Below are 25,681 nucleotides of genomic sequence, written 5' to 3'. Positions count from 1 at the left end.
CTGCACCAAATGCGATCGAAACAATTTTAAGCACAGCTCGCTAGGCTCTAGCAACCTCAACAAATGTAGCGATCCCAACCGCAGCTAATAACCCGGAAACCAGCCTAACTGCGACTTTAGTTCAATGCTCGATTCTGCCTTTAGAAAGACGAATTCAAGTTAAGCATCTTGTTACATTGCAATGGCAATCAAAACATTCAACAACACTTTACCCATGAAAACTATTCCCGACCAAATTTCCAACATCAAAGAAAAACTTCCCGACTTTACTCCCACCCCTCCCGGTTTAAAAGCTCAAGCATCTAGCCACGACCTCAAAGCCCGTTTAGATTGGGGCGAACCCGGACTCACAATCATCGACGCCCGTGACTTTGAAAGCTTCACCAAAAGCCACATTACCGGCGCCGTACCGATGCCAATAGACGAATTAGTCGATCGCGCACAATCCAGTTTAGAACCCATCCGCGACATCTACATCTACGGCGAAAACGACCAACAAACCGCCGAAGCTGCCAATCTTCTCCGCGCAGCAGGCTTTAGAAAAGTAGCCGAACTAAAAGGCGGAATTCCTGGTTGGAAAGCCATAGACGGCCCCATAGACGGCGCTCTCGAACACGATAATCCTGGCCCCGACGCCTACAACGTTTTCTCTCGCTTGCAACACCACGCCCAAGCCCAGAAAACCAACAAATAATCCCACACAATACCTAGATACCCGACTTTTTCAAGAAGTGGGGTATCTAACAAAACAATTTGTTTGTAGTAAGGACTGGAGCCCTCTCTTAAAGCTGGTGGCCACTAAGCACTAACGTCCTTACTACAAACTTAATTGCGATCGTATAGCAATCCTAAATCAGTTGTAAAAATATGTAGGGGTAGTGCCCCCGTGCCTACCCCAGCCAAGGCGGGGCAACCACGGGGGGTTTGCCCCTACAAGAATTACACAAATCATTTAGGATTGCTATATAACCACACTAAATATTAACAGTCGTGGACGCCAAAAGTGCTTTAACACGCTACTTATACTGTAAGGTTCGCATTCCGCAGCCTACATAAACAAGTGTGCGTCCAAGACTGATTAACACTCATTCCTCGCGTCCAAAAATGCTTTAACTTCCCTTAAAACTTGCTGATTCCCATCAAAAGTAATCAGCTTAACTGCATCCTCAAAGGAAGTCCAGGCCGAATTTTGAACTTCCTCTACTTGCAACTGAACTTCCATTGAATTTACAAAAGCCAAAAAGTAAGTAACAGTCTTTTCAATTGATTCTCCTTCCTTCGCAGAGGAATAATGTTGCACAGAACTAGGCTTCCCTTCCTTAACAAAGGAATAACGTTCCACAAAACTAGGCTCCTCAAGCACTTCACAATCGCGGATGCCAGTTTCCTCCTCAAACTCCCGCTTCGCCGTTTCTAGCGCCGATTCCCCCGGATTCGCGTGACCTTTTGGAAACGCCCAATGTCCGGCTTGATGTTGAATCAACAAAAATAAACTATCAGTTTCAGTCGCAAAAACTGGCACAATCCCAAAAGCTTCATCTTTCATCTTTCTTCTTTTTCCTATTAACTATCGTGTTCTTAGAGTCCGCGAAGGCGGACTTGGTTTCTGTAGAAGCCAATTCCATTCGCGCGTAACTACAATTCCCACCCCAACCGAGTCGGCTGTTCATAAACCCGCTTCAAAGTATTAACATCCCTCGCTGAAATAGGCGGGGGATTTCTCACCTGAGAAAAATAAAGCACATCAGTTTCCATCAAACTGTGGCCCCAAATTCCCAAAGCGTGACCCAACTCATGCCGCGCCGTCGCCGGAACATACTTACCCACTTGATTCGGATTCAAATAAACCGAAAACCGATGAGATAAAACAGTTTTATCTCCATCCCGACGGGCGAACAATTCATAGGTAGCCTCTCCAGAGCGCGATCGCAAAACCCCTTGACGCAAAGGCGGAGCCAGACGTAAAATCCTAATATCAGCCACCTCCGAACTATCCACCACTTCCAAAGGCAAATAAACCCCCCATTCCCGCACAACATCCAACACAGCAGCCACCCATGCTTCAGACTTATTAGCATCAACAGGACGCTCAACATAAACCTGAATCGGAAACTTCGACCACAACAAATGACCGAAATTCGGTGGCTTAACCTGGTCAAAATAATCACCGCTATCGGTGGAATCTTGCCAATTGGCCAGCGTTGGCGGCAAAGGGTGAACCTGTGATATCAATTCCGGTTGCACCGGAATGATTGTTGACTGTTGACTGTTGACTGTTGACTGTTGACTAGGGGTTGAAAAACTCAATGGTTGAGTGTTAACTGTTGACTCGATTTTATTATTCCGATGCAATCGGAAACGATATGAAGGCGGCCAACTATTCGGGAGAGGAGAAAGACTTGCAGCCGGAGTATTAACCTGACTAAAAATTATCAGGCTAAAACAACATAAAGCCAATCCCAAACCAGCCAGCAATCGAGGTTTTACTGTAAGTTTCCACAACCGCATTTTTGCAACCGCAGATAGACACAAATAGACGAAAATAAACGCAGATGAACTTGATATTATCTGCGTCTATCTGCGTTCATCTGCGGTTACAAATCCAAATCTTATAACTTAGGCGTTAACCAACCAGCACTCAAAATCACAGTCAAACCCATAAAAACAATAGACAGACCCCAAGTAATGCGGTTTAGACTCGTTTCTGCACTCTTGGCGCTGGTAAACAATTGAGCTTGTCCGCCAATCCCTCCAATACCATCGCCTTTAGGACTGTGTAGCAATACAAAAACCACAAGTCCTAAAGCAGACAAAGACCAGATAACTTGTAACACAGAAACAATATTCATAATCTGAGGTAATTGGTAATTAGTAATCGGTAATCAATCATCATATCAAATTCGGTCGATCGCACACAAACTCCTCCGGGACACGGCACTGCCCAAGGCGTGTCAACTTAAGCTCAAACGTAGTCAGAGACTGCTGTTTGACTATTAAATCTAGATCCCCCCTAGCCCCCCTTAAGAAGCAGGGTGGCTTAATTGTCGGGAAAGGAAATCTGAAAGTACCGAAAGCTGGTTGGCCTGTGATCGAGCATTCCTCAAAGGTCAACGAAGTAATCAGCCTTTCAAGATTTCACCTCTCGACAATTAATCCACCCTGCCTAGCCCCCCTTAAGAAGGGGGGGGACAGGAGTCTTTTCAAAGTCCCCCTTCTTAAGGGGGATTTAGGGGGATCGAGACTCAGGTAAAAACGAGATTTATCAAGGGCTTCAGGCTTAAGTTGGCACGAATAAGGGCACAGTGCCGTGCCCCTAGCTGTAACTAGATTTGACCCAGACTTTCTACAATCGAACTCGCACCGGAGTGCGATTGGCACGAACTTCAAAATTAGCGGGTTCAATCATAGAGCGCCCCGTCATCTCCGGGGGCTGAGGCAACCTCAACAGCTCCAGAATCGTCGGCGCAATATCCGCCAAACAACCGTCCGCCCTCAGAGGAACCTCCGTTCCGTGACCCGGAATCTTCCGACCTTCGCCTTCTACCAGAATAAACGGCACCGGGTTAGTAGTGTGAGCCGTCCAAGGATTCCCGTCCTCGTCAAACATCTGCTCAGCATTTCCGTGGTCAGCAATAATAATTGCCGTACCTCCAGCTTTACTAATGGCGCTCAACAGCCGCCCCAAACATTTATCCACAGTTTCGATCGCAATTATCGTCGCATCCATCATCCCCGTATGACCAACCATATCCGGGTTAGCGTAATTAATCACCATAAACGAATATATGCCTTTTTCCAAAGCCGTCACCACGCCATCCGTCACCATGTCCGCCGACATCTGGGGCGCCTCATCGTAAGTCGCCACCATCGGGCTCTGCACCAACTCCCGGTGTTCCCCGATAAAAGGCTCTTCCAGACCCCCATTAAAAAAATAAGTTACGTGAGCGTACTTTTCAGTTTCCGCCGTCCGCAACTGCTGCAAACCGTTCTTAGAAATCACCTCGCCTAGAATATTGTTCAAATTCTGCGGTTCAAAAGCCACCATTACCGACGACAGTTTCGGGTCGTACTGAGTAAAACTCCCAAACGTCAGCAGCTCAATTAACTGTCGTTCAAACCCCTTAAAATCTGGAGATACAAAAGCCTGAGTCAATTCTCTCGCCCTGTCCGGGCGAAAATTAAAGAAAATCATCCCATCGCCGGATGCCACGGCCCCCGGAGAAATCCGAGTCGGAACAGCAAACTCGTCGGTCACTCCTTCAGTATATGAGGCCTGCAACACATTCACAGCCGATCGACCGTCAGGAGCACCCTCAGTCGTCATCACCTCGTAAGCGCGCTGCACCCGATCCCAGCGCTTGTCCCTATCCATAGCGTAGTAGCGGCCGCTGATGGTCGCAATCCGACCGACCCCTACCTCTGCGATATAACTTTCTATCTTGCCTAGAGCTTCGACACCCTCTTTCGGAGTAGTATCACGACCGTCAGTAATCGCGTGAATGCAAACATCAGAAATTCCCTGTGCTTTTGCTAATTGCAGCAAACCCTTAATATGACTGAGATGGGAATGAACCCCACCTTCAGAACAAAGACCAGTCAGGTGCAACTTGCCGCCCGTGGCGCGGACTTTCTCGCAAAGCCCAACCAGCGCGCGGTTGTTGAGCAAAGAACCGTCTTCGACGGCATCCGAGATCCGCACCAACTCTTGAGGAACCACGCGGCCCGCGCCCAGATTCAAGTGACCCACTTCTGAGTTACCCATTTGCCCGTCTGGCAGCCCTACCGCCCGGCCCGATGTTTTAATCAGAGTTCTGGGATAAGCGGCCCAGAGACTGTCCATCACGGGTGTTTTCGCAGCGGCGATCGCATTTCCGTCTTTTTCTTCACGATAACCCCAGCCATCTAGAATAATCAGCACTACAGGAGATACAGACGCTTGTGCCATGCGAATACCTTATTTACAATAATTAATTTCTCGATCGATCTTCATGATTTCCGATTTTGCGGACATCTTCCGCTAATCAGTTTACATATTTTCGACGCTTCGGCCCAAAAAAGCCAACCAAAATTCCCTCAGCCGCAGCATTTTGGGAACTAATTTCTACCTGATCAGCGAATTGTTTAATTGATTGCCTTGCCTTGAACTGTGAATCCACACTCGGAGACTGTTACAGATCTCACCAACAGCGGTCGTTCTTTTGCGGCCGGATTTCACGGATAGTTTAACGGTCGGTAGCTCTTGAAACACTCAAAACGATAGCACACTTAGCTGCGTTTTGCTACTGCCTCAAGAAATAAATTAAACAGCCTTAACTAAAGCTGCGAATAACTTTACCAGAAAGAATTGGTTTAAAGCCGGAACCCTGATCGGGGAGAAATTAAAATCAGACGATTCATTACTCCGATCCTCTTCCTTCCATGTAGAGTTCGCTGTCAACTGTCAACTGTCAACTGTCAACTGTCAAAATCGGTTTCCGAATCGGCTCACTCTCAGCGGACATAAAATTCTACAACATCTTTTTTAATTTTGACATCGTAATTGCCAAAGAAATCGTGACCAAGCAGACCTATTGGCATTTGTTTGGCGATCGCCACTTCGACATTTTGGATCGCAGCACCCCCAACCCGAATCGATCGCACCAGACCGATCGGGAACTCGACAACGCTACCGTCAGCGATCCCCGCTCTGATGGTACGCACCGGTCTCACTCCCAGTGCAGTAGCCATCCGCTGAGAAATCAAAGTGCCGCTGGCCCCGGTATCGAGAATCATCTCAAAAGTCTTGTTGCCGTTAAAAACCACATCAATCACCGGCGTCCCGCCCGCGCGGCGCTTGATTTTAGCTTGAAATACCTGTGGATTCCCCCGTGGCTTAGCCGGTTGATTGGCTGGGGGTTTGGCACCAGGATTGGATGGGTTCCAAAACTGAGAGTACAATTTGCCAGTTGTGAATCCCGATCCCGTTATAGTGCGATCGAGCGGCTGGGAACTAACATCGGGCACCAATGTCATCACCTGAGTTTCTGGCTGATGTGAATAAGAATGCACCTCGCCCCCCACCGATCCCATACCAACCAAAACGCTCGCACAAACCAAGCCCGATCGCCAAATCCGCTTGAGAATCACTTTTGCCATGATCTAAATACCTTAATTGATTCAATATGTCAAACAACAACCGCCACTGATATCCTAACCCGCTCCCAAAAACCGATCGCCCCATCCCCAGATCAGATAATCAGGAAAACTTGGCAATTTTCAAGTGATCGCATAACATCGAACACAGATAAACTGATAAACGGCAACAGGCTGTAATTGCACAGCCTTGTTGGATATCTTGAAATTAAGCATTTGGGGGCGATCGGCAATGCACAAACTTTTATATTTTGCGACTATAGGACTACTAGCTTTCTCGATCGCAGGCTGCGGTGGCGAGGGCAGCAACACAGCCAGCCCCAGCCCCAGCCCTAGTGCAGCCTCTCCGTCTCCGGCAGCCTCTGCCAGCCCCACCCCAGGAACTCAGACTTTCCAGTCTCCAATAGTAGCCGCCCAGCCTCCAGGGTTAATTCGATCGACCAACCCAGACGAACGAGCGAGACAGGCTCAAACCAGTATCGGCAACAAAAAGGACAGGAATCCAACGCTTCCGCTTCAGCCGGTGCCCCAAGGCCCTGTGACAGCGAATCCTTCTCAGTTAGACCCATTTGGGCCGCTGCCGCCGATCGCATTACAAATCCCTCCAGGAGCCAACGGGGCGGGTGGGATTACCTCAGAAATCCCCAAACTGCCACAGCGACAAGTTGCCGTGCTACCCGATCTTCCCGAGTTATTGGCTCCCCCCCCACTTAACAGGCCTGATCAGACGGTTATCCCCACGGCATTCACGGGCGGTAGAGGAGGCACTCAGCAAGTACGAGGTCCGGGAGGCTCTTTACTTCCCGGAGGTGATGGGGGGCAAATTGGCTCGCCGCCCCTAGTTCCAGGGCTAACTGCTCCTCGGTTAGGTGGCGGTGGCAGAAATGGTTCCTTACCCGGAGGCACCGGGGGACAAATTGGCTTGCCGCCCCTAGTTCCAGGGCTAACTCCTCCTCAGTTAGGTCGTACTCGTACATCCCCGCCTGGACTCGAACCCATTGCAGCTAGACCCATAGGAGTCCCGGATCTGCCGGAACTACCAGTAGACAAGCGCCCGCCCCAATGGAGAGACCCCAATGCCAGGGCAAGAAGAACTACTGGCACCCGTCCTCCTGCAACTGGGCCAATAGCAGTTAGACCCCAAGGTGCGCCGAATCGGCAGACTCGCCCTCCAGCACCCCCGCGCCCGCCCCAGCCAATAGCAGCTAGACCTATAGGAGTACCGGATCTGCCGGAACTGCCAGTAGACAAGCGCCCGCCCCAGTGGGTAGACCCAAATCCCCCACCTCCTCCCGTCATCCCAGTAATTCCTGCACCACCGCCACCGCCTTCTACTGACCTCGCTACAGGGACTGAAGTCAGCGGGGTGGTAAAAGTCGGGAACGAGACGCAAGTGATTGTCAAAGTACCGAATGAACCAACCAGCCGATATGTCAAAGTCGGGCAGCGGCTGTCTAACGGGCAAGTGTTGGTGAAGCGGGTCGATCTCAAGCAAGGAGCAGATCCGATCGTGATTCTGGAGGAAAACGGCGTTGAGGTAGCCAAAGGTGTTGGCGAAAAACCCGCAAGTCGCCAACCACAACCCGCCAATGCAGTTATTAGCCGTCTCCCAAATCCGAATAACTCAGCGCGACGCTGAAAATTGACAGTAAAGCAGGAAAAATGCTAAAGGCAAAAATTAGAGTTTTTGCCTTTTTGCATTTAGGGCAGATCTCTAACCTGAAGGTAAAATTAGTAGAGGGATTAAAAAAGAGAGGACTTTTCAGCGAGTATTAGCTTTTAGAAAATCCCTATTAGTAATTGAAGTTAAAGGAGATTGATCATGCTCGGTTCAATTCAAAAAGTAGGGATGGTGATATTAGTTGCTTCTTGTATCGGCAGCGCCACTAATCTCTTGAATCCCCAGCCATCAATGGCTCAACCAACACCTGATCCAAAACCAGAAGAAGGAAAACGCTCTCCCTTCTGCCAAGGAAACCCTCCGACGGGGAGAGTGAAATGCAATTACGAGGGAGGCGATAACTACGATGGAAATTTCGTCAACGGCCTCCCCGACGGCAGTGGAGTCTACGTGTACGCTAATGGTGATCGCTACGAAGGAAATTTTCGCAAGGGAGTGCCAAATGGTAGAGGGACATTCATTTTTAAAGATGATGCCCGCTACACAGGCGTGTTCCAAGACGGCACAATGAGATCTGGGACGGTCGTTTTTCCCAACGGCGAGCGCTACGTCGGAGAGTTCGCAGTCGTCAGGAACGTTCAGACTGATGCCATTAGCAGCCAACCTGCTGGGCGGGGTCAATTTTTTTATACTAATGGCGATCGCTATGAAGGACAATTCTTTGCAGGTTCGCCCTTTGGCCCAGGGAATTTAGTACGCGTAGACGGGACTCGCTGTTCTGGCAGGTTTTTTAATCAAGAACTAGACGCTAGTGTCACCTGCTCTTTTCCCAACGGTACGCGCTATGAAGGAGAATTGCGAAAGGGAGTGCCTCACGGTGTCGGAACGATGATCGATGCTAGCGGTAGGCGCTTTCCGGGGGTATTTCGCAACGGCAAGCCCGGAGTTTCGTAAAGGATAAATGATTGAGGTTTTCAGCCAACTTTTGACAACAAATGGGACAAAAGACAAAGGACAGAAGAAGATAATATCTAACAGCGCATAGGAGAAAGTTGATTGATGATTTCCCGTTCTTGGATCAGTGGAATCGCTTTATTAGTTGCATCAGTGTCGGGAATTGGTAGTTACGCGACTTATCCCTTGCCCTCAATGGCGCAAGGAACAGAAGCTAGAACCGGTCGCTGCGTGCCAGCTATCGCAACAGGTAGAGTTAGGTGTGATTATGACAGCGGTGATAGCTACATCGGACAGTTCGTCAACGGTTTGCCCAGTGGCACTGGGGTATACATATATTCCAACGGCGATCGCTATGAGGGGCAGTTCCGTCTGGGCAAACCAAATGGTCGAGGACAATTTATATTTAAGGACGACGCCCGGGTGGAGGGCATATTCCGAGATGGCAAAGTTAGTTCCGGGACAGCTATTTTTACTAATGGCGATCGCTATGTGGGGTCGTTTTCTCTTGATCAAAAAGTAGGCGTGCCCACTGGACAAGGGCAATTCATTTTTGCCAATGGCGATCGCTTTGTCGGTCAATTTTTAGGGGGCAAGCCTTTAGGTACGGGAGCGTTCACCCGCGCTGACGGCAGTCGGTGTTCGGGACAGTTCTATACTCAAGAACTTGATGGTAGGGGTAACTGTTCGTTCTCTAACGGTATCCGCTATGAGGGAGAGTTACGCAAGGGATTGCCTCACGGCAAAGGCACAATTATCGATACCAGAGGCCGGCGACTTCCGGGAGTATTCCGTGAGGGCCAGCGACTAGAGCAATAAACTGGGAATAAGTGCGATCTTTTAGTAAGGGCAGGTTGAGTGCTAATAATTTTTGCACAAAACCTGCCATTGCTAGGTTTTAAAGTCACAACTATTGATAATTTATGACCAAAGCACAGGGGATTTAAGCCCCCACCTTTAGGTGGATTGTTTTTAGGCAGGGGCTTAAATCCCCTGCCTAAAAACTTCGCACTCCGAAGTCAACTGTCAACTGTCAACTGTTAACGGCTTTTTCTCAACCGAATTGCTAATGTTAAATATCCACTTAATGGAGTTAATGGAGGCGTTTTAATATGACAACTACTGCTTCTGCTTCCGGCCGCACCGACCAGTTTCCCTTCGACTTTGCCCCGCAGCGGACTCAAGATGCTGATTTGTTGCGACAACTCGATTTTGTGCCCGGCTTGAAGGAAATATTGGCTTTGCGACAAGTTCATGCTTTGGAACACGCTACTGTTTGGGTACTAAGCCAATCGGTTGGTGCGACGACAGCAAGAACCGATAATGAGTTATTGGGCGGGATGTCCACAGACCAAGGGTTCTATCTTTATGGCCACGTTAACATTGCACAGTTGCGTCAGGCAGTGCGCGAGGCTTTGCAGCGGATTGCCAGCGGAGAGTGGGATTTAGCTGTACATCCGCGCTGTGGCACGAATTTGTCGGTGGCAATGCTGCTAACGGCTGGACTTGCTGTTGGCATTAATTTAGCCTTACCGCGAGGGCCAATTTTACAACTTTTGGGTTTGGGTGCAGCAGCAGCGGCGGCGGCTCAGTTAGCTCCTGATTTGGGAGCTCTGGCTCAGCGGTACGTCACAACTGCTATTCCGTTTAATTTGAGTGTTGTTGATATTACTGTAAGTCAGGACTTCTGGGGACGCGAAGCTCATTTTGTGCGGGTGCGTTGGGTTGAATAGCTGCACAGTATCAAGCCCGATCGATGGCAGTCATGGACGCAAAAAAGTGTCAACAATCACGGACTGTGCAACCGGAATATATCTAACTCATCTGCGTTAATCTGTGTTAATCTGCGGTCAAAAAAAGAGAATTTGTGAACCGCAGATGACAAGGGATTGACGCAGATTCACGCAGATGCAGATCGGAGATATCTGAATAATTCCGATGCAGCGCGGATTTGATAGAAGTAATAACAATTAACTCATGACTTCTGGGTCATCTAAGCTCCTAAATGCGATCGGGATCTACTCCTAATTCTCGCAACCTCACCGCTAATCTTTCAGCCCGTTGTTCAAGTTCATGGAACCGAGCTTGTTCTGCTTTAATCAACCCTTCAACTAATGGCGGAGACAGTATTTCATTCACTGATAATGTCAGATTGGGAAATACTACAGATACCATTTGTTGCCCCGCCATAAAATCAGTCTGGGTATAGATGTCTTCCCCTTCAGGAAAGGCTAAAATTCGCACGAGTTCCTTGTTAGGTGTAGGGTCAACAATTACATATTCAGGTACGTTAGCTAGTTCGTACTCAGCTCGTTTAATCACATAATCGGCGCGCCGATTTTGACTCACTACCTCTATGACTAACAGGAGCTTTTCCTCAAAATCGAGGATGCCAGAACCTGGTCTAGCAGCAGCTTGTTCTAAAAGACTTTGAGTGCAAACAACTACATCAGGAATCCGAGAGGTATCTTCTTCTGTTCTGACTCCCAGGCCTGTTTTTGCTACTAAGTCAAGATTGTGTTCAGCTAAATAACGCTGCAATTTGTAAACTAAATATTCGCAAATTTTGATATGTAAAACTGTTGCGGTTGGCATCGCAATTAATTTGCCTTTGTACAGTTCATATTGTAGGTCGGAATCAGTTTGATAAAATCGGTATTCTTCAAAGGTCAAAGTGGGTGAAGTATCAATTTGCTTTGATTCAACAACTGGCACTACAGATTGAGACATATCTTTTCACGGATGTCGATATAATTATATTATATTCAATCTGCTTCGATCTGCGTGCATTTGCGGTTAAAAATTCCCAATTATTGATCGCACTTGCCACCAGAATTGTCAGAGAATAGTTGAATAGTGTAAAATCAACTTTGCGATCGCCCCGATAACTCGATTTCACCCTTCAATACACCATCTGACTCCCTATGTCAATCAAAAAAATTCTTTCCATAGCCCTGTTAGTTTTCATCCCCATTTCCATCGCCGCTGAGTATTTGCACTGGGGTTCCCTCACGGTTTTCATCACGTCCGCTTTAGGCATTATACCTCTGGCGATTTGGTTGAGTACAGCAACAGAAGAAGTGGCGATCGTCACAGGGCCATCCATCGGTGGCTTATTAAATGCAGTCTTCGGCAATGCTACGGAATTAATTATTGCCATAGTTGCCCTAAGAGCTGGCTTAATTGACATTGTAAAAGCCAGCATCACGGGCACAATTATCAGCAACTTACTCTTAGTTATGGGATTTTCCATGCTGCTAGGAGGAATCCGTTACAAAGAACAAGAATTCAAGCCAATTATCGCGCGGGTGAACGGTTCCACCATGACTCTCGCAGTGATTGCGATTCTGCTGCCGACAATGGTAATTTACACATCCAATGGAGTCGAACCCGCAGCCATTCAGAATCTTTCGTTGATAACTGCGATCGTCCTAATTGCAGTTTACGCGCTAACACTGCTATTTTCCTTAAAAACTCACAGCTATCTTTACGAAGTCAGCTTGCTAGAACTAGAGTCAGAAAATCCTCAAAATACCGATGAATCCACCGCGCACAAACCGAATTTGTGGCTGTGGATAGGGGTGCTAGTTGCTTCAACTGTTGCCGTTGCTTTTGAATCAGAAATTTTCGTAGGCGTTGTCGAAGAAACTACCAAAGGATTGGGATTGACACCGCTGTTTACAGGCGTAATTTTGTTACCAATTGTGGGTGGCGCGGCGGAATACGTAACGGCGGTGGGAGTTGCGATGAAAAACAATATGGATTTGTCAGTTTCTGTAGCAATGGGTTCGAGTTTGCTAGTTGCTTTGCTGGTAGCGCCGGTGTTGGTAATTATCGGTATAGTGATTCATCAGCCGATGGATTTAAACTTTAATCCGTTTGAAGTGGTTGCAGTTGCCATCGCGGTGACAATCGCTAATCTAATTAGTCTCGACGGACGTTCTAATTGGCTGGAAGGAGTGCTGCTTTTAGCGACATATATCGTGTTAGCTGCGGCATTTTACTTTCACCCAGTTACTTGAAGTAATAGACAAGATTGTAGAAGTTATTTGCATCAAATTTTGGGACAGGCTAGAAGCCCATCCCACAAGAAAAAAAAATTGTGGGATGGGCATCTTGCCCGTCCTAAAAAATTTTCCCCTAATGTAAAAAAATTGTGGGATGGGCATCTTGCCCGTCCTAGGTATTTTTGCAATCTTTTCTAGTGTTTAAAATGCGACTAAATCGCGCCACTTGTCTACTGTTTTGTTTCCGACTCCTGGCAAGTTTTCCACATCCTCCCAAGACTGAAAAGGCTGTTTTTCCCGCGCTGCAATAATTTTCTGGGCTAGCTTCGGGCCTACTCCTGGCAAAGTTTCTAATTCTTCCTGAGTTGCGCTATTCAAATTAACTAACTTTTTGCCAGAAATTTGAGGTTTAGCATCGGAAAATTTTGATGCTGCTTGCACTGATTCGCACTCTTTTTTCTTAGCGTCAATTCTCTGTTTAATTCGGGCGGGAATTCCCAAGATTGCACCTTTGTAAAGCCGATCGAACTCCCGGTCAAAATGGGCCCCAATTACCGGGCTGTCGATCACCAATAGCGTCTCATCATTCCCGTGATTGGCAGCCTCACTCCAGTTGTGAGAGCCTGTAAGCACCGTATTTCCGTCGATCACACCGAATTTGTGGTGCAGGCGATCGCCCATTGGCAACAGCGGCACCCCCACCGTAGTCAGCGGCTTTCTCCACGGGCGATTGTCCGCTTCTAACGCGCCGCAATCTGGCATCAAAGTCGCCCCCATCATGTCTAAACCTTCGCTGTAAGGGCGATAAATGAAATTTGAGTCAATCAAAGCTCGCACCGCCACACCGCGCCTAGATTCAAGTTCTAGAGTATTTGACAACCGTTGGGCGGAAAATACAAACAGTGCCAAATTAACCGACTTTTTCGCACTGCCCAAGTTTTTGTTAATCAAACTGTTAACGCTTTTTTCCCAAGGCAAAATCGCACTCGTAGGTGAAAATTGCACTGCAACTGTCGAATTCCCTACTCTTACTTTTTGGACTGGGCGAAACGGCTTTTTGATGCCAAATTTGCTATCCGGTTTCCCTCCGGGCCCGTCACCCCACATGATGTTAAATTCTTGAGTAAATAGTTGCGCTAATTTAGGGCTGGCAATTTGCAGCAAATTGTTGGCATTGCCGCGACTGGCTGCTGTTTTGAAATCGCCGTGGATATCGCTAGTTGTAAAATTAGCAGAAGTTACTATAACTATTTTACCGTCAATTACTACAAATTTGTGGTGCATCAAACCGCTGCCTTTACTTCCATCAGCAGTATCATCAATTACAGGAATTCCGGCATCTTTGAGAATTACAAAAGCATCATTTTGCTTGATTTCTTCCGGGCTTAATTTGCCGTCTTTATTGGTATCGGCGAGTTGCAAAAATTCGCTGTAGCGATCGCGCTCTCGATCGGGTAACTTCGCTAACTCCTGGGCTGTATAATCGCTCCAAGGACGATTGTACAGATGTTCGACAATTAATCTGACTTTAATTCCCGATCGCGCGCGATCGGCCATTTGTCGCGCAATACCGGGCAAGCGAAACTCCTGAACCGCCACATCTACGGTCGATCCAGCACTTGCTACGGCCTCGGCGACCAACTTTTCTAAATCATCCCCAGGTCTAGTTTGCGCGCGATAAGGCTCTGTATAATTAGAAGTGAGGGACTGATTGAAGTATACTTGCAACAAGGCGTCTTGAGGCAGCGGAGGCAGACTCGGAGGCAAATTCTGCACCTCCTGCTTGGCTTGTCCGCAGGCCGCCAGAGCGATCGCCAGCAGTCCAGCACAACACAAACCGAGTAAATTATCATCAAATACAGTCACAAAATTTAAAAAATTATTGAGGTTATAGGCTTACCCACAATTCAAACATACTCGATAAAGTAAACTTAGAACCTATAAAATTTATGAAAGGGAATAGATTTTACGTCTTGTAGAACTGCCTCGATGCCGGAAGCATCACTGGTAGGGTAGCAGCATTCAGGGGCGTGGGTCAAACCCGATACTGCTGCTTTATGGCTAAAAGAAAAACAATTTTTAATTGCGGTCACAAAGGATATGGTAAAGCGTGCCATCGCTGCACGCAAGAGTTGATGGCGCAGCAGCAATATGTTGAAATGCTGGCAGAAAAACAAACCAAAAAACAAGAGAGGGAAGCATCATTTGCTAGAGATGCGATCGATCTCAGAGGTCTGCCAGACCACGTAGTTACTAAAGCTCGCGCTATTATAGCAGCTTTGGGGGAAAATAAGAATTACAGAGATTTCGGAGGCAAACGTCTGCGTCACAACCGTTGGATTGTGAGTATTCCTGTAACACGCAACTACAGAATGCTTTGTGAAGATTGCGGCACTTACTTAATTCCCCAAAAAGTTTTGTCCCACGAAGAGTACAACGTTTGTAAACCAGGAAGTCATTAGACAGTTGACAGTTGACAGTTGACAGTTGACAGTTGACAGTTGACAGTTGGCATTTGGCAGTTGTTATCAGTCATAATTTAACAATCATGAGTCATTAGTCAATAATCATTAATGCCTTTAGGATAAGTGCCTTATTCATTAGGTAGTCATTCATTCATTATTAGTTCATCATTAATTAAAGCCATGCAAATTTACCTCGACTATAGCGCGACGACACCTACACGCCCAGAAGCAATTGAAGCCATGCAAAAAGCTCTCACTCAACAGTGGGGAAATCCTTCTAGTTTGCACGAGTGGGGACAAAGGGCGGCAACTGCTTTAGAATTAGCCAGAATGCAGGTTGCTAGCTTGATTAATGCGCTACCGGAATCGATGATTTTTACTTCGGGCGGCACTGAAGCGGACAATTTAGCAATTATGGGAGTTGCGCGTCTTTATACAAAACCCCAGCATATCATTATTTCCAGTGTAGAGCATTCGGCAGTATCAGAAACGGCGCGACAACTCGAAGAATTGGGATGGGAAATAACGCGATTACCAGTCGATAAGTACGGGCGAATTCATCCTTTGGATTTGCAAGAATCACTGCGATCGCACACAGTGCTGATTTCGATCATCTACGGACAAAGCGAAGTTGGTACACTGCAACCAATAGAGACTTTAGGACAAATTGCGCGCGATCGCAATATCCTGTTTCACACCGATGCAGTTCAAGTTGCCGGCAAACTACCGATTGACGTGCAGAAACTCCCCGTAGACTTGCTTTCGCTTTCCAGTCACAAACTTTACGGGCCGCAAGGTGCAGGCGCGCTGTACGTGCGTCCAGGACTCGAATTGGTGCCAATGTTCGGCGGGGGCGGACAAGAGTTGAAACTGCGTTCAGGGACGCAAGCATTGCCCGCAATCGTCGGTTTTGGAGTGGCGGCGGAGTTGGCTTTGCAGGAAATGGATGTGGAAACGCCGAGGTTGATTGGATTGCGCGATCGACTTTTTGACCAATTATCCCACATACCCAGTTTAGTCCCCACGGGCGATCGATATTACCGACTGCCGCACCACACCAGTTTTTGCATTGTCTCCCCATCCTGTCGCCCTTACCAAAAGAGAGATACAGAGAGAATCACAGGCAAAACTCTGGTGAGACAGCTAAATTTAGCCGGAATTGGCATTAGTTCCGGTGCGGCTTGTAGCAGCGGCAAACTAACACCCAGTCCGATATTATTGGCAATGGGATATGATGAAACCGGCGCGGTTGGTGGAATTCGCTTGACACTGGGACGCGAAACAACCGAAGCTGATATTGATTGGACGGCAATTGCGATCGAGCAAATCTTAGATAGATTAATGCCCAAGGTAGAATTGTGTAGGCATTAGAAACAATCTCAAAAACCGGGTTTTTTCCGATATCTTCGCCTTTCACCAAAGATTGTCACAAAAACCCGGTTTCTCGCGGCCAACCCATGATTCATCTGCGTCCATCCCCGTACATCCGCCAACATCTGCGGTCAAATTATGAAAAGACTCGTATATAATTAAAATAGAACAGAGCGGAGTCAAAGCTATGTCAACCACAGAAAAAGTTCGCTGGACAAGCGCTGATTTAGAATCCTTACCCGATAACGGCAACCGTTACGAAATAATCGAAGGAGAATTGGTTGTGACAAGAGCACCTCACTGGGAACATCAAGACGTTGCTAACAATGTTTGTGTTGAATTAACTATTTGGTCAAGACAGACGAAGTTAGGTAAAGCTGTCCAGGTACCGGGTCTTATTTTCACGGATAGTGATAATGTTATTCCTGATGTAGTTTGGGTAAGCTATGAATGTTTAGCACAGATATTAGATGAAGCCGGACATTTGGCGGGTGCACCGGAGTTGGTGGTAGAGGTGATGTCTCCCGGTGAAGAGAATGAAAAGCGCGATCGCCAATCCAAGCTAAAATTATATTCAGTTCAAGGCGTGCGCGAATATTGGATATTTGACCGCATACAGCAAAAAGTAGAAATTTACCGTCGGGAAAGCGGAATTTTGAAATTAGCGATGACTTTATTTAAAGAAGATAATTTAACCAGTCCTTTGTTACCCGGTTTTAGCGTGTCGGTAGCCACATTATTTGTCTAGAGATTTTGAATAATTACTACCCCTGCACAATCTCAGAAACCGGGTTTTTTCCAATATCTTCCCCACTAATCGAATATCTTTGCAAAAACCCGGTTTCTCGCCACACGCAGAATCTCAGAAACCGGGTTTTTTCAGATATCTTCGCATCTAATCGAATATCTTCGCAAAAACCCGGTTTCTCGCCACACGCACAACCATGATAAAATAAATCCCGATATTATTCACAACTCCCCAATAATGGAAGAAAACCGCGCCCAAGCCTACCTCGAACTAATTCACACCCTGCTGAATTGCCCCAGCGGATCGGAACCGCAGATATTGCAAGATAATATAGAATTGTTGGATGTCGAATTTCTGGAAACTTGCGAGTTGGTAGCAGAAAAAATGGCACAGCAAGGAGGAGAAAACGGTGCTCGCTTCCTGCGAAATCTGATTAGTCAGCTATTACAATTAATCGATATCAACGATGGCGATAACTCCGAAGGTGAAAATCCCCAAGAGTATGCAAACTTTATCCTAGAATTATTGCAAGCAGAAGATGCTAGCACTAGCAATGCAGCAGTAATTCACCCCATGCTAGCTGAACGACAACATCTCCTCAATGACAGTTTTCCTGGGATTTTAGAGCAAGTATTGCAGAGGTTAATTGCTGGAGAAAATGCCCAAACTATTGAGTCAATGGTCAGCCTGGTGGAAGACTTAACGATTAATATTAGCAATTTTTCGGGTGGGAATAGAGCGAATAATATTGAAATTGCCATTGCTGCTTATCAGATTGTTTTGAATAATCGGCCACCCGGAAGCCAAAAATTTGCTCAAACTCAAAACAATTTAGCTGCTGCCTATATTAGCAGAATAAAGGGTTCGCGGGCGGAAAATGTGGAAATGGCGATCGCCCTTTATGGCGCTGCTTTAACAGTCTACACCCTTGAGGCTTTCCCGGAAGATTGGGGAATGGCTCAAAACAACCTAGCTGCTGCTTACGCCAACAGAATCAACGGTTCGCGGGCCGAAAATATTGATCGCGCGATCGCATTTTTTGAGGCTGCTTTAACTGTTCGTAACCCCGAACAGTTTCCTGAAGATTGGGCAATGATTCAATATAACCTAGGTAATGCCCATAATGACAGAATCAACGGTTCGCGGGATGAAAATATCGAAAAGGCGCGATCGTTTTATGAGGCTGCTTTAACAGTATATACCCGTGAGGATTTCCCTGAATATTGGGCAATGATTCAAAAGAAGCTGGCTAATACCTAATGTGAGGCTGCTTTAACAATCTCAGAAACCGGGTTTTTTCCGATATCTTCGCCTCGCATCGAATATCTTCGCAAAAACCCGGTTTCTCGCCACCCAAAAACCCACCCCCAATCATGATAAAATAAATCCCGGTGTTATTGACAACTCGCCACAATGGAAGAAAACCGCGCCCAAGCCTATCTGCAATTAATTCACACCCTGCTGAATTGCCCCAACGGAGACGAACCGCAGATATTACAGGATAACTCTGAATTATTGGATCGCGGATTTCTGGAAACTTGCGAGTTAGTAGCATCAACCTTGGCAGAACAAGGAGGCGAGAATGGCGCTAATTTCCTCCGAAATCTGGCCAGTCAGCTAGGACAATTTATCGATATGAATGATAACGGAGATAGCAATAACTCTCCAAGTAAAAATCCCCAAGAGTATGCAAATTTTTTCATAGAATTATTGCAAGCAGAACAAGATAGTAATAGCGATATTAAAGTAATTTACCCCATGCTGGCTAAAGGGCAACATCTCCTCAATGCCCGTTTTGCCGAAACTTTACAGCAAGTAGCCCAGAGGTTACTTGATGGCAAAAATGCAGAAACAATTAGCTCAATTGTCGGCCTCATTGAAAATTTGAGTATTCATATTAATCAATTTCCCCGCGGGAATATAGCGAATAATATTGAAATTGCAATTACTGGTTATCAAATAGTTTTGAGCAATCGAGAACCGGGAAGCGAAAAATACGCTCAAACTCAAAATAACCTAGCTAATGCCTACAGTTACAGAATCAACGGTTCGCGGGCGGATAATCTGGAACGGGCGATCGGCTTTTATAACGCTGCTTTAACAGTTTATACCTTTGAGGCTTTCCCTGAAGATTGGGCAATGACTCAAAATAACCTAGCTGCTGCCTACAGTGACAGAATCAACGGTTCGCGGGCGGATAATCTGGAACAGGCGATCGGCTTTTTTCAGGCTGCTTTAACAGTTTATACCCTTGAGGATTTCCCTGAACAATGGGCAATGACTCAAAATAACTTAGCTAATGTCTACAGTGACAAAATCAAGGATTCGCGGGCGGATAATCTGGAACAGGCAATCGGCTTTTATGAGGCTGCTTTAACCGTTTATACCCTTGAGGATTTCCCTGAAAAATGGGCAATGACTCAAAATAACCTAGGAGAAGCCTACAGAAACAGAATCAACGCTTCGCGGGCGGACAATCTGGAACAGGCGATCGGCTTTTATGAGGCTGCTTTAACCGTTTATACCCTTGAGGATTTCCCTGAAAAATGGGCAACGACTCAAAATAACCTAGCTATTGCCTACAGTGACAGAATCAACGGTTCGCGGGCGGATAATCTGGAACAGGCGATCGGCTTTTCTGACGCTGCTTTAACAGTTTATACCCTTGAGGATTTCCCGCTCAATAATGTAGAAACCTTAAATAACCTGGGCTGGGCTTATCTGAAAAAACTAGACTACATCAACCGAGAAAAACCAGAAAACACAAACCAAAAAGCAGCAACTCTCCAAAGTGCCTACGATACCTTTAAAAATGCCATAACCGGAGCCTCCAAATTACGAGAGTTAGAATCGGGAGATGAAACCAAGCAAAAACACGATTGGGAGTGGGATAGGCTCTACAAAGGCATGGTGCAAGTATGCCTCGATCGCCAAAGCAACCAAGAAGCACTCTTATATGCCGAAGCCAACAAAGCCCGCAACCTTGCCGAAGTCATCGCCCAAAAACAGGAAACTCCCCAAGTCCTAAAACCCATTACTTTCACCGAAATTACCCAACTCCTCACCCCAGACACCGCCTTAATTGAGTGGTACATCACCGACCAAGAAATCATCACCTTTGTCCTCACTTACCCCGACGTGCTGACAGTGCATCGCAACCGTCAATGCGATGAATTAATCGACTTAGTTAACGACTACCGCGCCGACTACAAACAAAGCAAAACCCACTGGCAAACCAAACTCTCCGACTATCTCCAGCGTCTTGCCGAAATCCTCCAAATCACCACAATTCTGCCGCCATCAAGTACCAGGTTAATCCTAATTCCCCACTGGTTGCTGCACCTGTTCCCCCTCCACGCCCTACCCCTAACCGACGGCGAATTCTTATTAGATAGATTCCTCGAAGGCATTCAATACGCCCCCAGTTGCCAACTCCTGCAACAGATTACCATCCACCCAAATTTTGACCAACTCCTCGCCCTGCAAAACCCCACCTCCGATCTGCGCTACACCGATTTAGAAGTCGCCAGCATCGCCCCCAAATTCGCGCTCAGTCAAATTCTCCCCGGCGATGAAGCGAGTAAAACAAATCTCCTAGAAAAGTATCTAGAACAGTTAGAAAACGCCCACTGCGCGCACTTTTCCTGTCACGGCTCCTTCAATCCCGACGATCCGCTAAAATCGTTTTTAATCTTGTCTGGCGGCATCATCGGCGGAGATTCCCAGTCGAGGGCGGGATCGGATTTAGATGAATCGAATCGTTACGTGGAATGGCGCGACGGCAAAACAGCGGATATTAACAAATGCCTAACATTAGCAGATATCTTGTTACTGCAATTCAAACATTGCCGCCTAGTCGTGCTTTCCGCCTGCGAAACCGCGCTAATTGACACCAACAATCGCTCCGATTATATTGGATTACCGACAGGATTTATCCACGCCGGTGCAATGGGAACCCTAGCCAGTCTTTGGGCTGTCAACGACCTCTCCACCGCCTTGATGATGGTAAAATTCTATGAATTGCTCAAACCAGGAGTCAGCATCGGTAAAGCCCTCCACGATACCCAGCGCTGGTTTAAGTCTGCCGCAACTTCCGATTTGCTATCATGGGTGCAGGAATCGGACAGTTTCGAGGCCGATAGAAAAAAACCGATCCTCAAGGAATTAAAAGGCTACAATAATGACGAACAACCCTATGGCGATGTTTATCATTGGGGAGCGTTTTGTGCGATAGGCTTATAATCCAAGGAAAGATTTAATTTAATCGATGAAAACCGATAGCATATTTTACAACATCTTCCAAGAATTCCCCTTTGTGTTTTTTGCCCTTCTGGGCATACCCGCCGAGAGTGCCAACCAATACCAATTTACATCCCAAGAAGTCAAACAATTAGCTTTTCGCCTAGACGGTTTATTTCTACCAATTATTCCCGATCCTCAACTACCATTCTACGTTGTAGAAGTCCAATTTCAACCAGATCCAACTCTCTACTACCGTCTGTTTGCCGAACTATTCATCTATCTCAAACAATACCAACCGCCGCACCCTTGGCAATTGGTAGTCATCTACCCAAATCGGCAAACCGAAAGACAAAGCAACATCCACTTTCAGGAAATGCTCGCCCTCCCACAAATCACCCGTATTTACATCAATGAACTAAGTGCATCAGAAACAGCATCTCTACCCATAAAATTGATTAAACTGGTAATCGAACCAGACAACACCGCCGAAAACTTTGCCATAGATTTAGCCAGACAAGCCGAAACCGAAATATCGGATTCCACAGCCAGAAAAAACTTCATCAACTTACTAGAAACCATCATTGTTTACAAATTACCCCAAAAAACTAGAGAGGAAGTTGCCGCCATGTTTAACCTAACCGACTTAAAACAAACCCGATTTTATCAAGATGTTTTTGCCGAAGGACAAGCAGAAGAACAAGCTAAAGCTAAACAACGAGACAAAGCTCTTATTTTCAAAATGTTTAGTCTGGGATTGGCTACAGAACAAATTGCTACAATCTTTAACTTACCCCTAGCTGAAGTAACAGCGACTATCGCCGAAGCTCAAAAAGAACAAGCTGAACAAGCCGAGCAAAATTAATCAACCCACGCTAAAATTAGTAGGGTGCGTCAGTTACGAAAACCCTGATTTTTCAACCAACCTAAGACTGACCCACCTTACAAGTCGATCAAAGTGTGACACTTGCCTAATTGCTCATTCAAACAACATCCATTTCTGAGGTAAAATTATGAACGAAGTCGATATTTTGTCCCAAATCTATAACGCCATTACCACCGCCCCGGCAATTTTGACTCCCCCTTTCATCGAAAGATTGCTCGCCGAAGTCCTCCCTTTAGCAGAATCTGGTGCTGATAATGATACTGTAGAAGATGCTATCAATACACTCTACAAACAATTTAAAGATGTTAGAGATGCCATCAAAAATCTGGTCAGAAAAAATCTCGATGATGTAGAAGCAGAAGCCACGCCCGGTTATGAAACAATCGTCAATACCTATCCCGACATCAAAAAGCTAGAAGCAAGCTTGAAAAAACGCATTGACAAAGCCGATGCTAAAAATTGACCATCCCCAAATCTACATCTACAGCTACCAACTCAGCCAGGAAAGCAAAACCAAAGCTAACTCAATCTGGACTTGGGCTAATAGTATCTGGCAACATTTTAGCCCAGAAAAAGAGATAATTTTTTCCCAAGCCAACCTCGGTTATCCCCTCACTAGAGTCAAAAAATTCTCGCATTCCCATAAAATTGATGGTTCTTTTAAGTTTTGCCTTCTGGATGATAGCGAAGGCATTTTAGCGAGAATTGGCAGCCCCGAAACCGAGGAAAATAAAAACCTAGAAATTACAGAATTACAACAATTTAATAAAAATTATCTCCTAATTCCTGATAATTATCAAGATTGGCTAGGACAGACTATTTTTATTACCTACAAATTACAAACTGATTCACATCCAACCAAAGATTCCATCCGCCAAGTTGCAGATAAATGTTTAAATAATCTGTTCCCCGAAGCATCTGTGCGTCCACCTTTTTACCGCGATACTGAGTTACTGGGTTCTCCAATTTTTGAGTATAGTTCGATAAACAGTCAACTGCAAGTCTTTGTTTATCTGGTTGATGATGATATTGAGGACAAATTAGGGCAAATTATTCAACCTTTGTTTGAACTGTTTTATTACCGCCATAAAATCACTAAAGCTTTTCTGGATAGCCGCAGCAATTATGATTTACTTAAGAAACTATATGTAGAAATTGAGGTGACAATCGCTAGCTTACAAACAAAAGTCGCTGACTTTGAATCGAACAATGAGGTTGATTCCCAGGAAAATGTCGATGTAGATGAGTCTTTAACCTATCTCAAAATCAAACTAAAAGAGTTACTGGGAGAAAGTTTGAATTATGAAAGAGCCTTAGAATATCTCGAAGATTTTAATAATACGATTAATATTCACGTTTACAATTATCAGGAAAAGCTCTCTGAGATTTCTTATAAATGGCAATTTTCAACGGATAAATTGAGCGCATTTAATTTTTTCATTGAGAGAAGTTGTCCGTATTTTCAACGACAAATTCAGGGCGATTTAGGCTATTTTAAACATGGTACTGATTTGATTAAGATTGCGGTGGATTTGGTAGCGGGGATTGTGGATATCGAACAAGCAGAAATCGATCGCTCTTTAGAAAGAACTATTCAAATATGGGGTACTGGATTAGGGGCTGGAGGCCTTGTGGTGTCTGCGGTTTCAAATTATATCCAGACACCCCTAGTGTTTAGAATACCTCAAAAAGGGGATGTGCTTCATCCGGCTGTAGCTAGTCTGTTGTTGAGTCTTTTGGTTGTAATTCTGGTTTCTGGATTGATGGGCTGGATTAATGGTGCGTGGAAGATTAATCATTTGAGATGGTTTCGGCGCAAGTCTGAACCTCGGAGATTGCACGATTCCCAACGTCCACCAGTTAATGATATTGCACAGGAAGCGGCAGAAGAAAGACTCGGCGGTTGAAACCGCGTCTATACAAACTCAGAAAGAGAGACTCGGCGGTTGAAACCGCGTCTACACAAACGATGTCCGCCTTCGCGGACTAAGAGATAAGAAATAAGAGAGAATTTAGAAGTGTTGAAATCCTCGATCGATCTTTAAGCCAACATCAGGAAAAATACCGCTGCTATCACTCAACAAAATATCCCTGCTTTCGGTAGTGATTCCCACGATCGCAGCACCATCACCAATTCGATCGACCAATAGCTTAGCATGGGCGATCGGCAAAAACAACACTAACTCAAAATCTTCGCCGCCGTACAACGCCCAATCTAAAGCTGTTTCGGTTGATACGATTTCCCTTAAAATAGGAGGAATTGGTATTGTGGCGCGATCGACTTTTGCACCCACACCGCTAGCCCGACAAACTTGCACAATCGCATCTGCTAAACCGTCGCTGCTATCCATTCCGGCGATGGAAATCGCGGGATTAACCCCCCCCGGCCCCCCCTTGCTAAGGGGGGGAGAAAGAGAATTCGACTCTTGTTTCTCACCCTTAGTAATTGGGGGATTGAGGGGGGGTTCCATTTCCAACTCTTGCTTCCCCCCCTTAGCAAGGGGGGGATTGAGGGGGGGTTCCATCGCACCCGCAGCATCTAAAATTTCCCAAACAATCGGCAAAACATCCAGTCTCGGTTTAGGCTGCTGATGAGCGAGAATTAAGGAAGTTCGATCGCCCTTTTCCAGATTGATCCCAAATTCTGGATTCAACAACAATTCTAATCCCGCGCGGGAGGCTCCGTGCACGCCAGTCGCCACAATCGCCCAATTTGATCGCGCATTAGACCGACAGATGGTACGATCGCACTCAACTTGTCCAAAAGCCGTAATCGCAACTGTCACCACGGGCGATCGCACCACATCCCCACCGGCGATCGGCGTATGATAAACTTCCAAACAAGCCGTCATCCCCCGATAAAACTCTTCCACCCAATCCACAGCCGTATCCGCCGCCACAGCCAGGGCTACCGTCACCGCCAGAGGGGTTGCTCCCATTGCCGCGAGATCCGACAAATTCGCCGCTGCGGCGCGCCAGCCTGCGTAATAAGGGCCTGTGGTGCGATCGCTAAAATGCACACCATCCACCAACATATCCGTCGTCACCGCCAGAGATTGGTCAGGATTTGTCGGAAGTACCGCACAATCATCTCCCACAATTTCGGCGGGGCAGAATTTTTGTAGTATTCTTAAAAGACCTTGTTCTCCGATATCTTTAATCAGCATAGTATAGAGAATTTGTATCGGCTCAATAAGTAGGGGTAGCACAGAAAAAAAAGTAAGCAGAGTGCACAAAGTGTCATAAAATAGGACACAT

The 25,681-nt window shown here is 46.3% G+C and carries 22 protein-coding genes; 14 read left to right on the top strand and 8 right to left on the bottom strand.

Annotation, left to right across the window (positions count from 1 at the left end):
- Positions 1–181 precede the first annotated feature (181 nt).
- On the top strand, positions 182–694 hold the full coding sequence (locus tag QUA44_RS19535) for a rhodanese-like domain-containing protein (RefSeq protein ID WP_333253496.1): 513 nt from the start codon (positions 182–184) through the stop codon (positions 692–694).
- Positions 695–1,078: 384 nt separating this feature from the next.
- On the opposite strand, the gene QUA44_RS19530 is transcribed toward QUA44_RS19535, so the two are convergent.
- The 5 genes from QUA44_RS19530 to QUA44_RS19510 all read right to left on the bottom strand — a co-directional run bounded on the left by QUA44_RS19530 (position 1,079) and on the right by QUA44_RS19510 (position 6,135).
- Complete coding sequence (locus QUA44_RS19530; protein WP_333253498.1) at positions 1,079–1,546, bottom strand: NUDIX domain-containing protein; 468 nt, start codon at positions 1,544–1,546, stop codon at positions 1,079–1,081.
- A gap of 89 nt (positions 1,547–1,635) precedes the next feature.
- Positions 1,636–2,508, bottom strand: a complete 873-nt coding sequence (locus QUA44_RS19525; protein WP_333309867.1) for a peptidase — start codon at positions 2,506–2,508, stop codon at positions 1,636–1,638.
- A 101-nt stretch (positions 2,509–2,609) separates the two neighbouring features.
- A complete protein-coding gene (gene secG / locus QUA44_RS19520) occupies positions 2,610–2,849 on the bottom strand; it encodes a preprotein translocase subunit SecG (protein ID WP_332957461.1) in 240 nt (79 codons plus the stop codon).
- Positions 2,850–3,343: 494 nt separating this feature from the next.
- Positions 3,344–4,945 (bottom strand): 2,3-bisphosphoglycerate-independent phosphoglycerate mutase, encoded by a 1,602-nt coding sequence (gene gpmI / locus QUA44_RS19515; RefSeq protein WP_333253500.1) that lies wholly within the window; start codon positions 4,943–4,945, stop codon positions 3,344–3,346.
- 545 nt (positions 4,946–5,490) lie between these two features.
- On the bottom strand, positions 5,491–6,135 hold the full coding sequence (locus tag QUA44_RS19510) for a retropepsin-like aspartic protease (RefSeq protein WP_333253502.1): 645 nt from the start codon (positions 6,133–6,135) through the stop codon (positions 5,491–5,493).
- 229 nt (positions 6,136–6,364) lie between these two features.
- On the opposite strand from QUA44_RS19510, the gene QUA44_RS19505 reads away from it, so the two are divergent.
- From QUA44_RS19505 to QUA44_RS19490, 4 genes are all read left to right on the top strand, one after another.
- Complete coding sequence (locus tag QUA44_RS19505) at positions 6,365–7,771, top strand: hypothetical protein (protein WP_333253504.1); 1,407 nt, start codon at positions 6,365–6,367, stop codon at positions 7,769–7,771.
- Positions 7,772–7,954: 183 nt separating this feature from the next.
- Entirely contained in the window at positions 7,955–8,707 is a 753-nt protein-coding gene (locus tag QUA44_RS19500; RefSeq protein ID WP_333253507.1) for an MORN motif-containing protein, read from the top strand.
- A 105-nt stretch (positions 8,708–8,812) separates the two neighbouring features.
- Positions 8,813–9,526 carry an MORN motif-containing protein gene (locus QUA44_RS19495; protein ID WP_333253539.1) on the top strand — a complete coding sequence of 238 codons (714 nt, stop codon included), beginning with the start codon at positions 8,813–8,815 and terminating at the stop codon, positions 9,524–9,526.
- A gap of 293 nt (positions 9,527–9,819) precedes the next feature.
- Positions 9,820–10,440, top strand: a complete 621-nt coding sequence (locus tag QUA44_RS19490) for a DUF6391 domain-containing protein (protein ID WP_333253509.1) — start codon at positions 9,820–9,822, stop codon at positions 10,438–10,440.
- A gap of 268 nt (positions 10,441–10,708) precedes the next feature.
- On the opposite strand, the gene QUA44_RS19485 is transcribed toward QUA44_RS19490, so the two are convergent.
- Entirely contained in the window at positions 10,709–11,437 is a 729-nt protein-coding gene (locus QUA44_RS19485; RefSeq protein WP_333253511.1) for a Uma2 family endonuclease, read from the bottom strand.
- A gap of 194 nt (positions 11,438–11,631) precedes the next feature.
- On the opposite strand from QUA44_RS19485, the gene cax reads away from it, so the two are divergent.
- Positions 11,632–12,729 (top strand): calcium/proton exchanger, encoded by a 1,098-nt coding sequence (gene cax, locus QUA44_RS19480; protein WP_333253514.1) that lies wholly within the window; start codon positions 11,632–11,634, stop codon positions 12,727–12,729.
- 186 nt (positions 12,730–12,915) lie between these two features.
- On the opposite strand, the gene QUA44_RS19475 is transcribed toward cax, so the two are convergent.
- Positions 12,916–14,580: a DUF655 domain-containing protein gene (locus QUA44_RS19475; RefSeq protein ID WP_333253516.1), complete on the bottom strand. Its 1,665-nt coding sequence runs from the start codon at positions 14,578–14,580 to the stop codon at positions 12,916–12,918.
- Between the two features lie 191 nt (positions 14,581–14,771).
- Between QUA44_RS19475 and QUA44_RS19470 the strand changes: the two genes are divergently transcribed.
- The 8 genes from QUA44_RS19470 to QUA44_RS19435 all read left to right on the top strand — a co-directional run bounded on the left by QUA44_RS19470 (position 14,772) and on the right by QUA44_RS19435 (position 24,330).
- The gene (locus QUA44_RS19470) at positions 14,772–15,176 is read left to right on the top strand and encodes a DUF7682 family zinc-binding protein (RefSeq protein ID WP_333253518.1); all 405 of its coding nucleotides are present in this window, start codon (positions 14,772–14,774) and stop codon (positions 15,174–15,176) included.
- Between the two features lie 183 nt (positions 15,177–15,359).
- The gene (locus QUA44_RS19465) at positions 15,360–16,550 is read left to right on the top strand and encodes a cysteine desulfurase family protein (RefSeq protein ID WP_333253520.1); all 1,191 of its coding nucleotides are present in this window, start codon (positions 15,360–15,362) and stop codon (positions 16,548–16,550) included.
- Positions 16,551–16,737: 187 nt separating this feature from the next.
- Positions 16,738–17,298: a Uma2 family endonuclease gene (locus QUA44_RS19460; RefSeq protein WP_333253523.1), complete on the top strand. Its 561-nt coding sequence runs from the start codon at positions 16,738–16,740 to the stop codon at positions 17,296–17,298.
- A 237-nt stretch (positions 17,299–17,535) separates the two neighbouring features.
- Positions 17,536–18,558, top strand: coding sequence for a hypothetical protein (locus QUA44_RS19455; protein WP_333253525.1), 1,023 nt, complete (start codon positions 17,536–17,538; stop codon positions 18,556–18,558).
- 153 nt (positions 18,559–18,711) lie between these two features.
- Positions 18,712–21,540 carry a CHAT domain-containing tetratricopeptide repeat protein gene (locus QUA44_RS19450; protein WP_333253526.1) on the top strand — a complete coding sequence of 943 codons (2,829 nt, stop codon included), beginning with the start codon at positions 18,712–18,714 and terminating at the stop codon, positions 21,538–21,540.
- 25 nt (positions 21,541–21,565) lie between these two features.
- Positions 21,566–22,402 (top strand): Rpn family recombination-promoting nuclease/putative transposase, encoded by an 837-nt coding sequence (locus QUA44_RS19445; protein ID WP_333253528.1) that lies wholly within the window; start codon positions 21,566–21,568, stop codon positions 22,400–22,402.
- Positions 22,403–22,550: 148 nt separating this feature from the next.
- Positions 22,551–22,886, top strand: coding sequence for a hypothetical protein (locus tag QUA44_RS19440; RefSeq protein WP_333253530.1), 336 nt, complete (start codon positions 22,551–22,553; stop codon positions 22,884–22,886).
- Entirely contained in the window at positions 22,873–24,330 is a 1,458-nt protein-coding gene (locus QUA44_RS19435) for a hypothetical protein (RefSeq protein WP_333253532.1), read from the top strand. Before QUA44_RS19440 ends, QUA44_RS19435 begins: the two co-directional genes overlap by 14 nt.
- A 105-nt stretch (positions 24,331–24,435) precedes the next feature.
- Here the strand turns inward: QUA44_RS19435 and thiL are convergent, their stop codons facing one another.
- On the bottom strand, positions 24,436–25,590 hold the full coding sequence (gene thiL / locus QUA44_RS19430) for a thiamine-phosphate kinase (RefSeq protein WP_333253541.1): 1,155 nt from the start codon (positions 25,588–25,590) through the stop codon (positions 24,436–24,438).
- Positions 25,591–25,681 lie beyond the last annotated feature (91 nt).

Origin of the sequence: Microcoleus sp. N9_A2 (genome assembly GCF_036701775.1) — a bacterium.
Classification (GTDB): domain Bacteria; phylum Cyanobacteriota; class Cyanobacteriia; order Cyanobacteriales; family Microcoleaceae; genus Microcoleus.
The sequence above is the reverse complement of the archived record's forward strand: the minus strand, read 5'-3'. Positions and strand labels throughout refer to the sequence as shown.

Bases quoted from the DNA above. Each gene is read 5' to 3' on its own strand.
- QUA44_RS19535 (WP_333253496.1), top strand. From the start codon at position 182: ATGGCAATCAAAACATTCAACAACACTTTACCCATGAAAACTATTCCC.
- QUA44_RS19530 (WP_333253498.1), bottom strand. From the start codon at position 1,546: ATGAAAGATGAAGCTTTTGGGATTGTGCCAGTTTTTGCGACTGAAACT.
- QUA44_RS19525 (WP_333309867.1), bottom strand. From the start codon at position 2,508: ATGCGGTTGTGGAAACTTACAGTAAAACCTCGATTGCTGGCTGGTTTG.
- secG (WP_332957461.1), bottom strand. From the start codon at position 2,849: ATGAATATTGTTTCTGTGTTACAAGTTATCTGGTCTTTGTCTGCTTTA.
- gpmI (WP_333253500.1), bottom strand. From the start codon at position 4,945: ATGGCACAAGCGTCTGTATCTCCTGTAGTGCTGATTATTCTAGATGGC.
- QUA44_RS19510 (WP_333253502.1), bottom strand. From the start codon at position 6,135: ATGGCAAAAGTGATTCTCAAGCGGATTTGGCGATCGGGCTTGGTTTGT.
- QUA44_RS19505 (WP_333253504.1), top strand. From the start codon at position 6,365: ATGCACAAACTTTTATATTTTGCGACTATAGGACTACTAGCTTTCTCG.
- QUA44_RS19500 (WP_333253507.1), top strand. From the start codon at position 7,955: ATGCTCGGTTCAATTCAAAAAGTAGGGATGGTGATATTAGTTGCTTCT.
- QUA44_RS19495 (WP_333253539.1), top strand. From the start codon at position 8,813: ATGATTTCCCGTTCTTGGATCAGTGGAATCGCTTTATTAGTTGCATCA.
- QUA44_RS19490 (WP_333253509.1), top strand. From the start codon at position 9,820: ATGACAACTACTGCTTCTGCTTCCGGCCGCACCGACCAGTTTCCCTTC.
- QUA44_RS19485 (WP_333253511.1), bottom strand. From the start codon at position 11,437: ATGTCTCAATCTGTAGTGCCAGTTGTTGAATCAAAGCAAATTGATACT.
- cax (WP_333253514.1), top strand. From the start codon at position 11,632: ATGTCAATCAAAAAAATTCTTTCCATAGCCCTGTTAGTTTTCATCCCC.
- QUA44_RS19470 (WP_333253518.1), top strand. From the start codon at position 14,772: ATGGCTAAAAGAAAAACAATTTTTAATTGCGGTCACAAAGGATATGGT.
- QUA44_RS19465 (WP_333253520.1), top strand. From the start codon at position 15,360: ATGCAAATTTACCTCGACTATAGCGCGACGACACCTACACGCCCAGAA.
- QUA44_RS19460 (WP_333253523.1), top strand. From the start codon at position 16,738: ATGTCAACCACAGAAAAAGTTCGCTGGACAAGCGCTGATTTAGAATCC.
- QUA44_RS19455 (WP_333253525.1), top strand. From the start codon at position 17,536: ATGGAAGAAAACCGCGCCCAAGCCTACCTCGAACTAATTCACACCCTG.
- QUA44_RS19450 (WP_333253526.1), top strand. From the start codon at position 18,712: ATGGAAGAAAACCGCGCCCAAGCCTATCTGCAATTAATTCACACCCTG.
- QUA44_RS19445 (WP_333253528.1), top strand. From the start codon at position 21,566: ATGAAAACCGATAGCATATTTTACAACATCTTCCAAGAATTCCCCTTT.
- QUA44_RS19440 (WP_333253530.1), top strand. From the start codon at position 22,551: ATGAACGAAGTCGATATTTTGTCCCAAATCTATAACGCCATTACCACC.
- QUA44_RS19435 (WP_333253532.1), top strand. From the start codon at position 22,873: ATGCTAAAAATTGACCATCCCCAAATCTACATCTACAGCTACCAACTC.
- thiL (WP_333253541.1), bottom strand. From the start codon at position 25,590: ATGCTGATTAAAGATATCGGAGAACAAGGTCTTTTAAGAATACTACAA.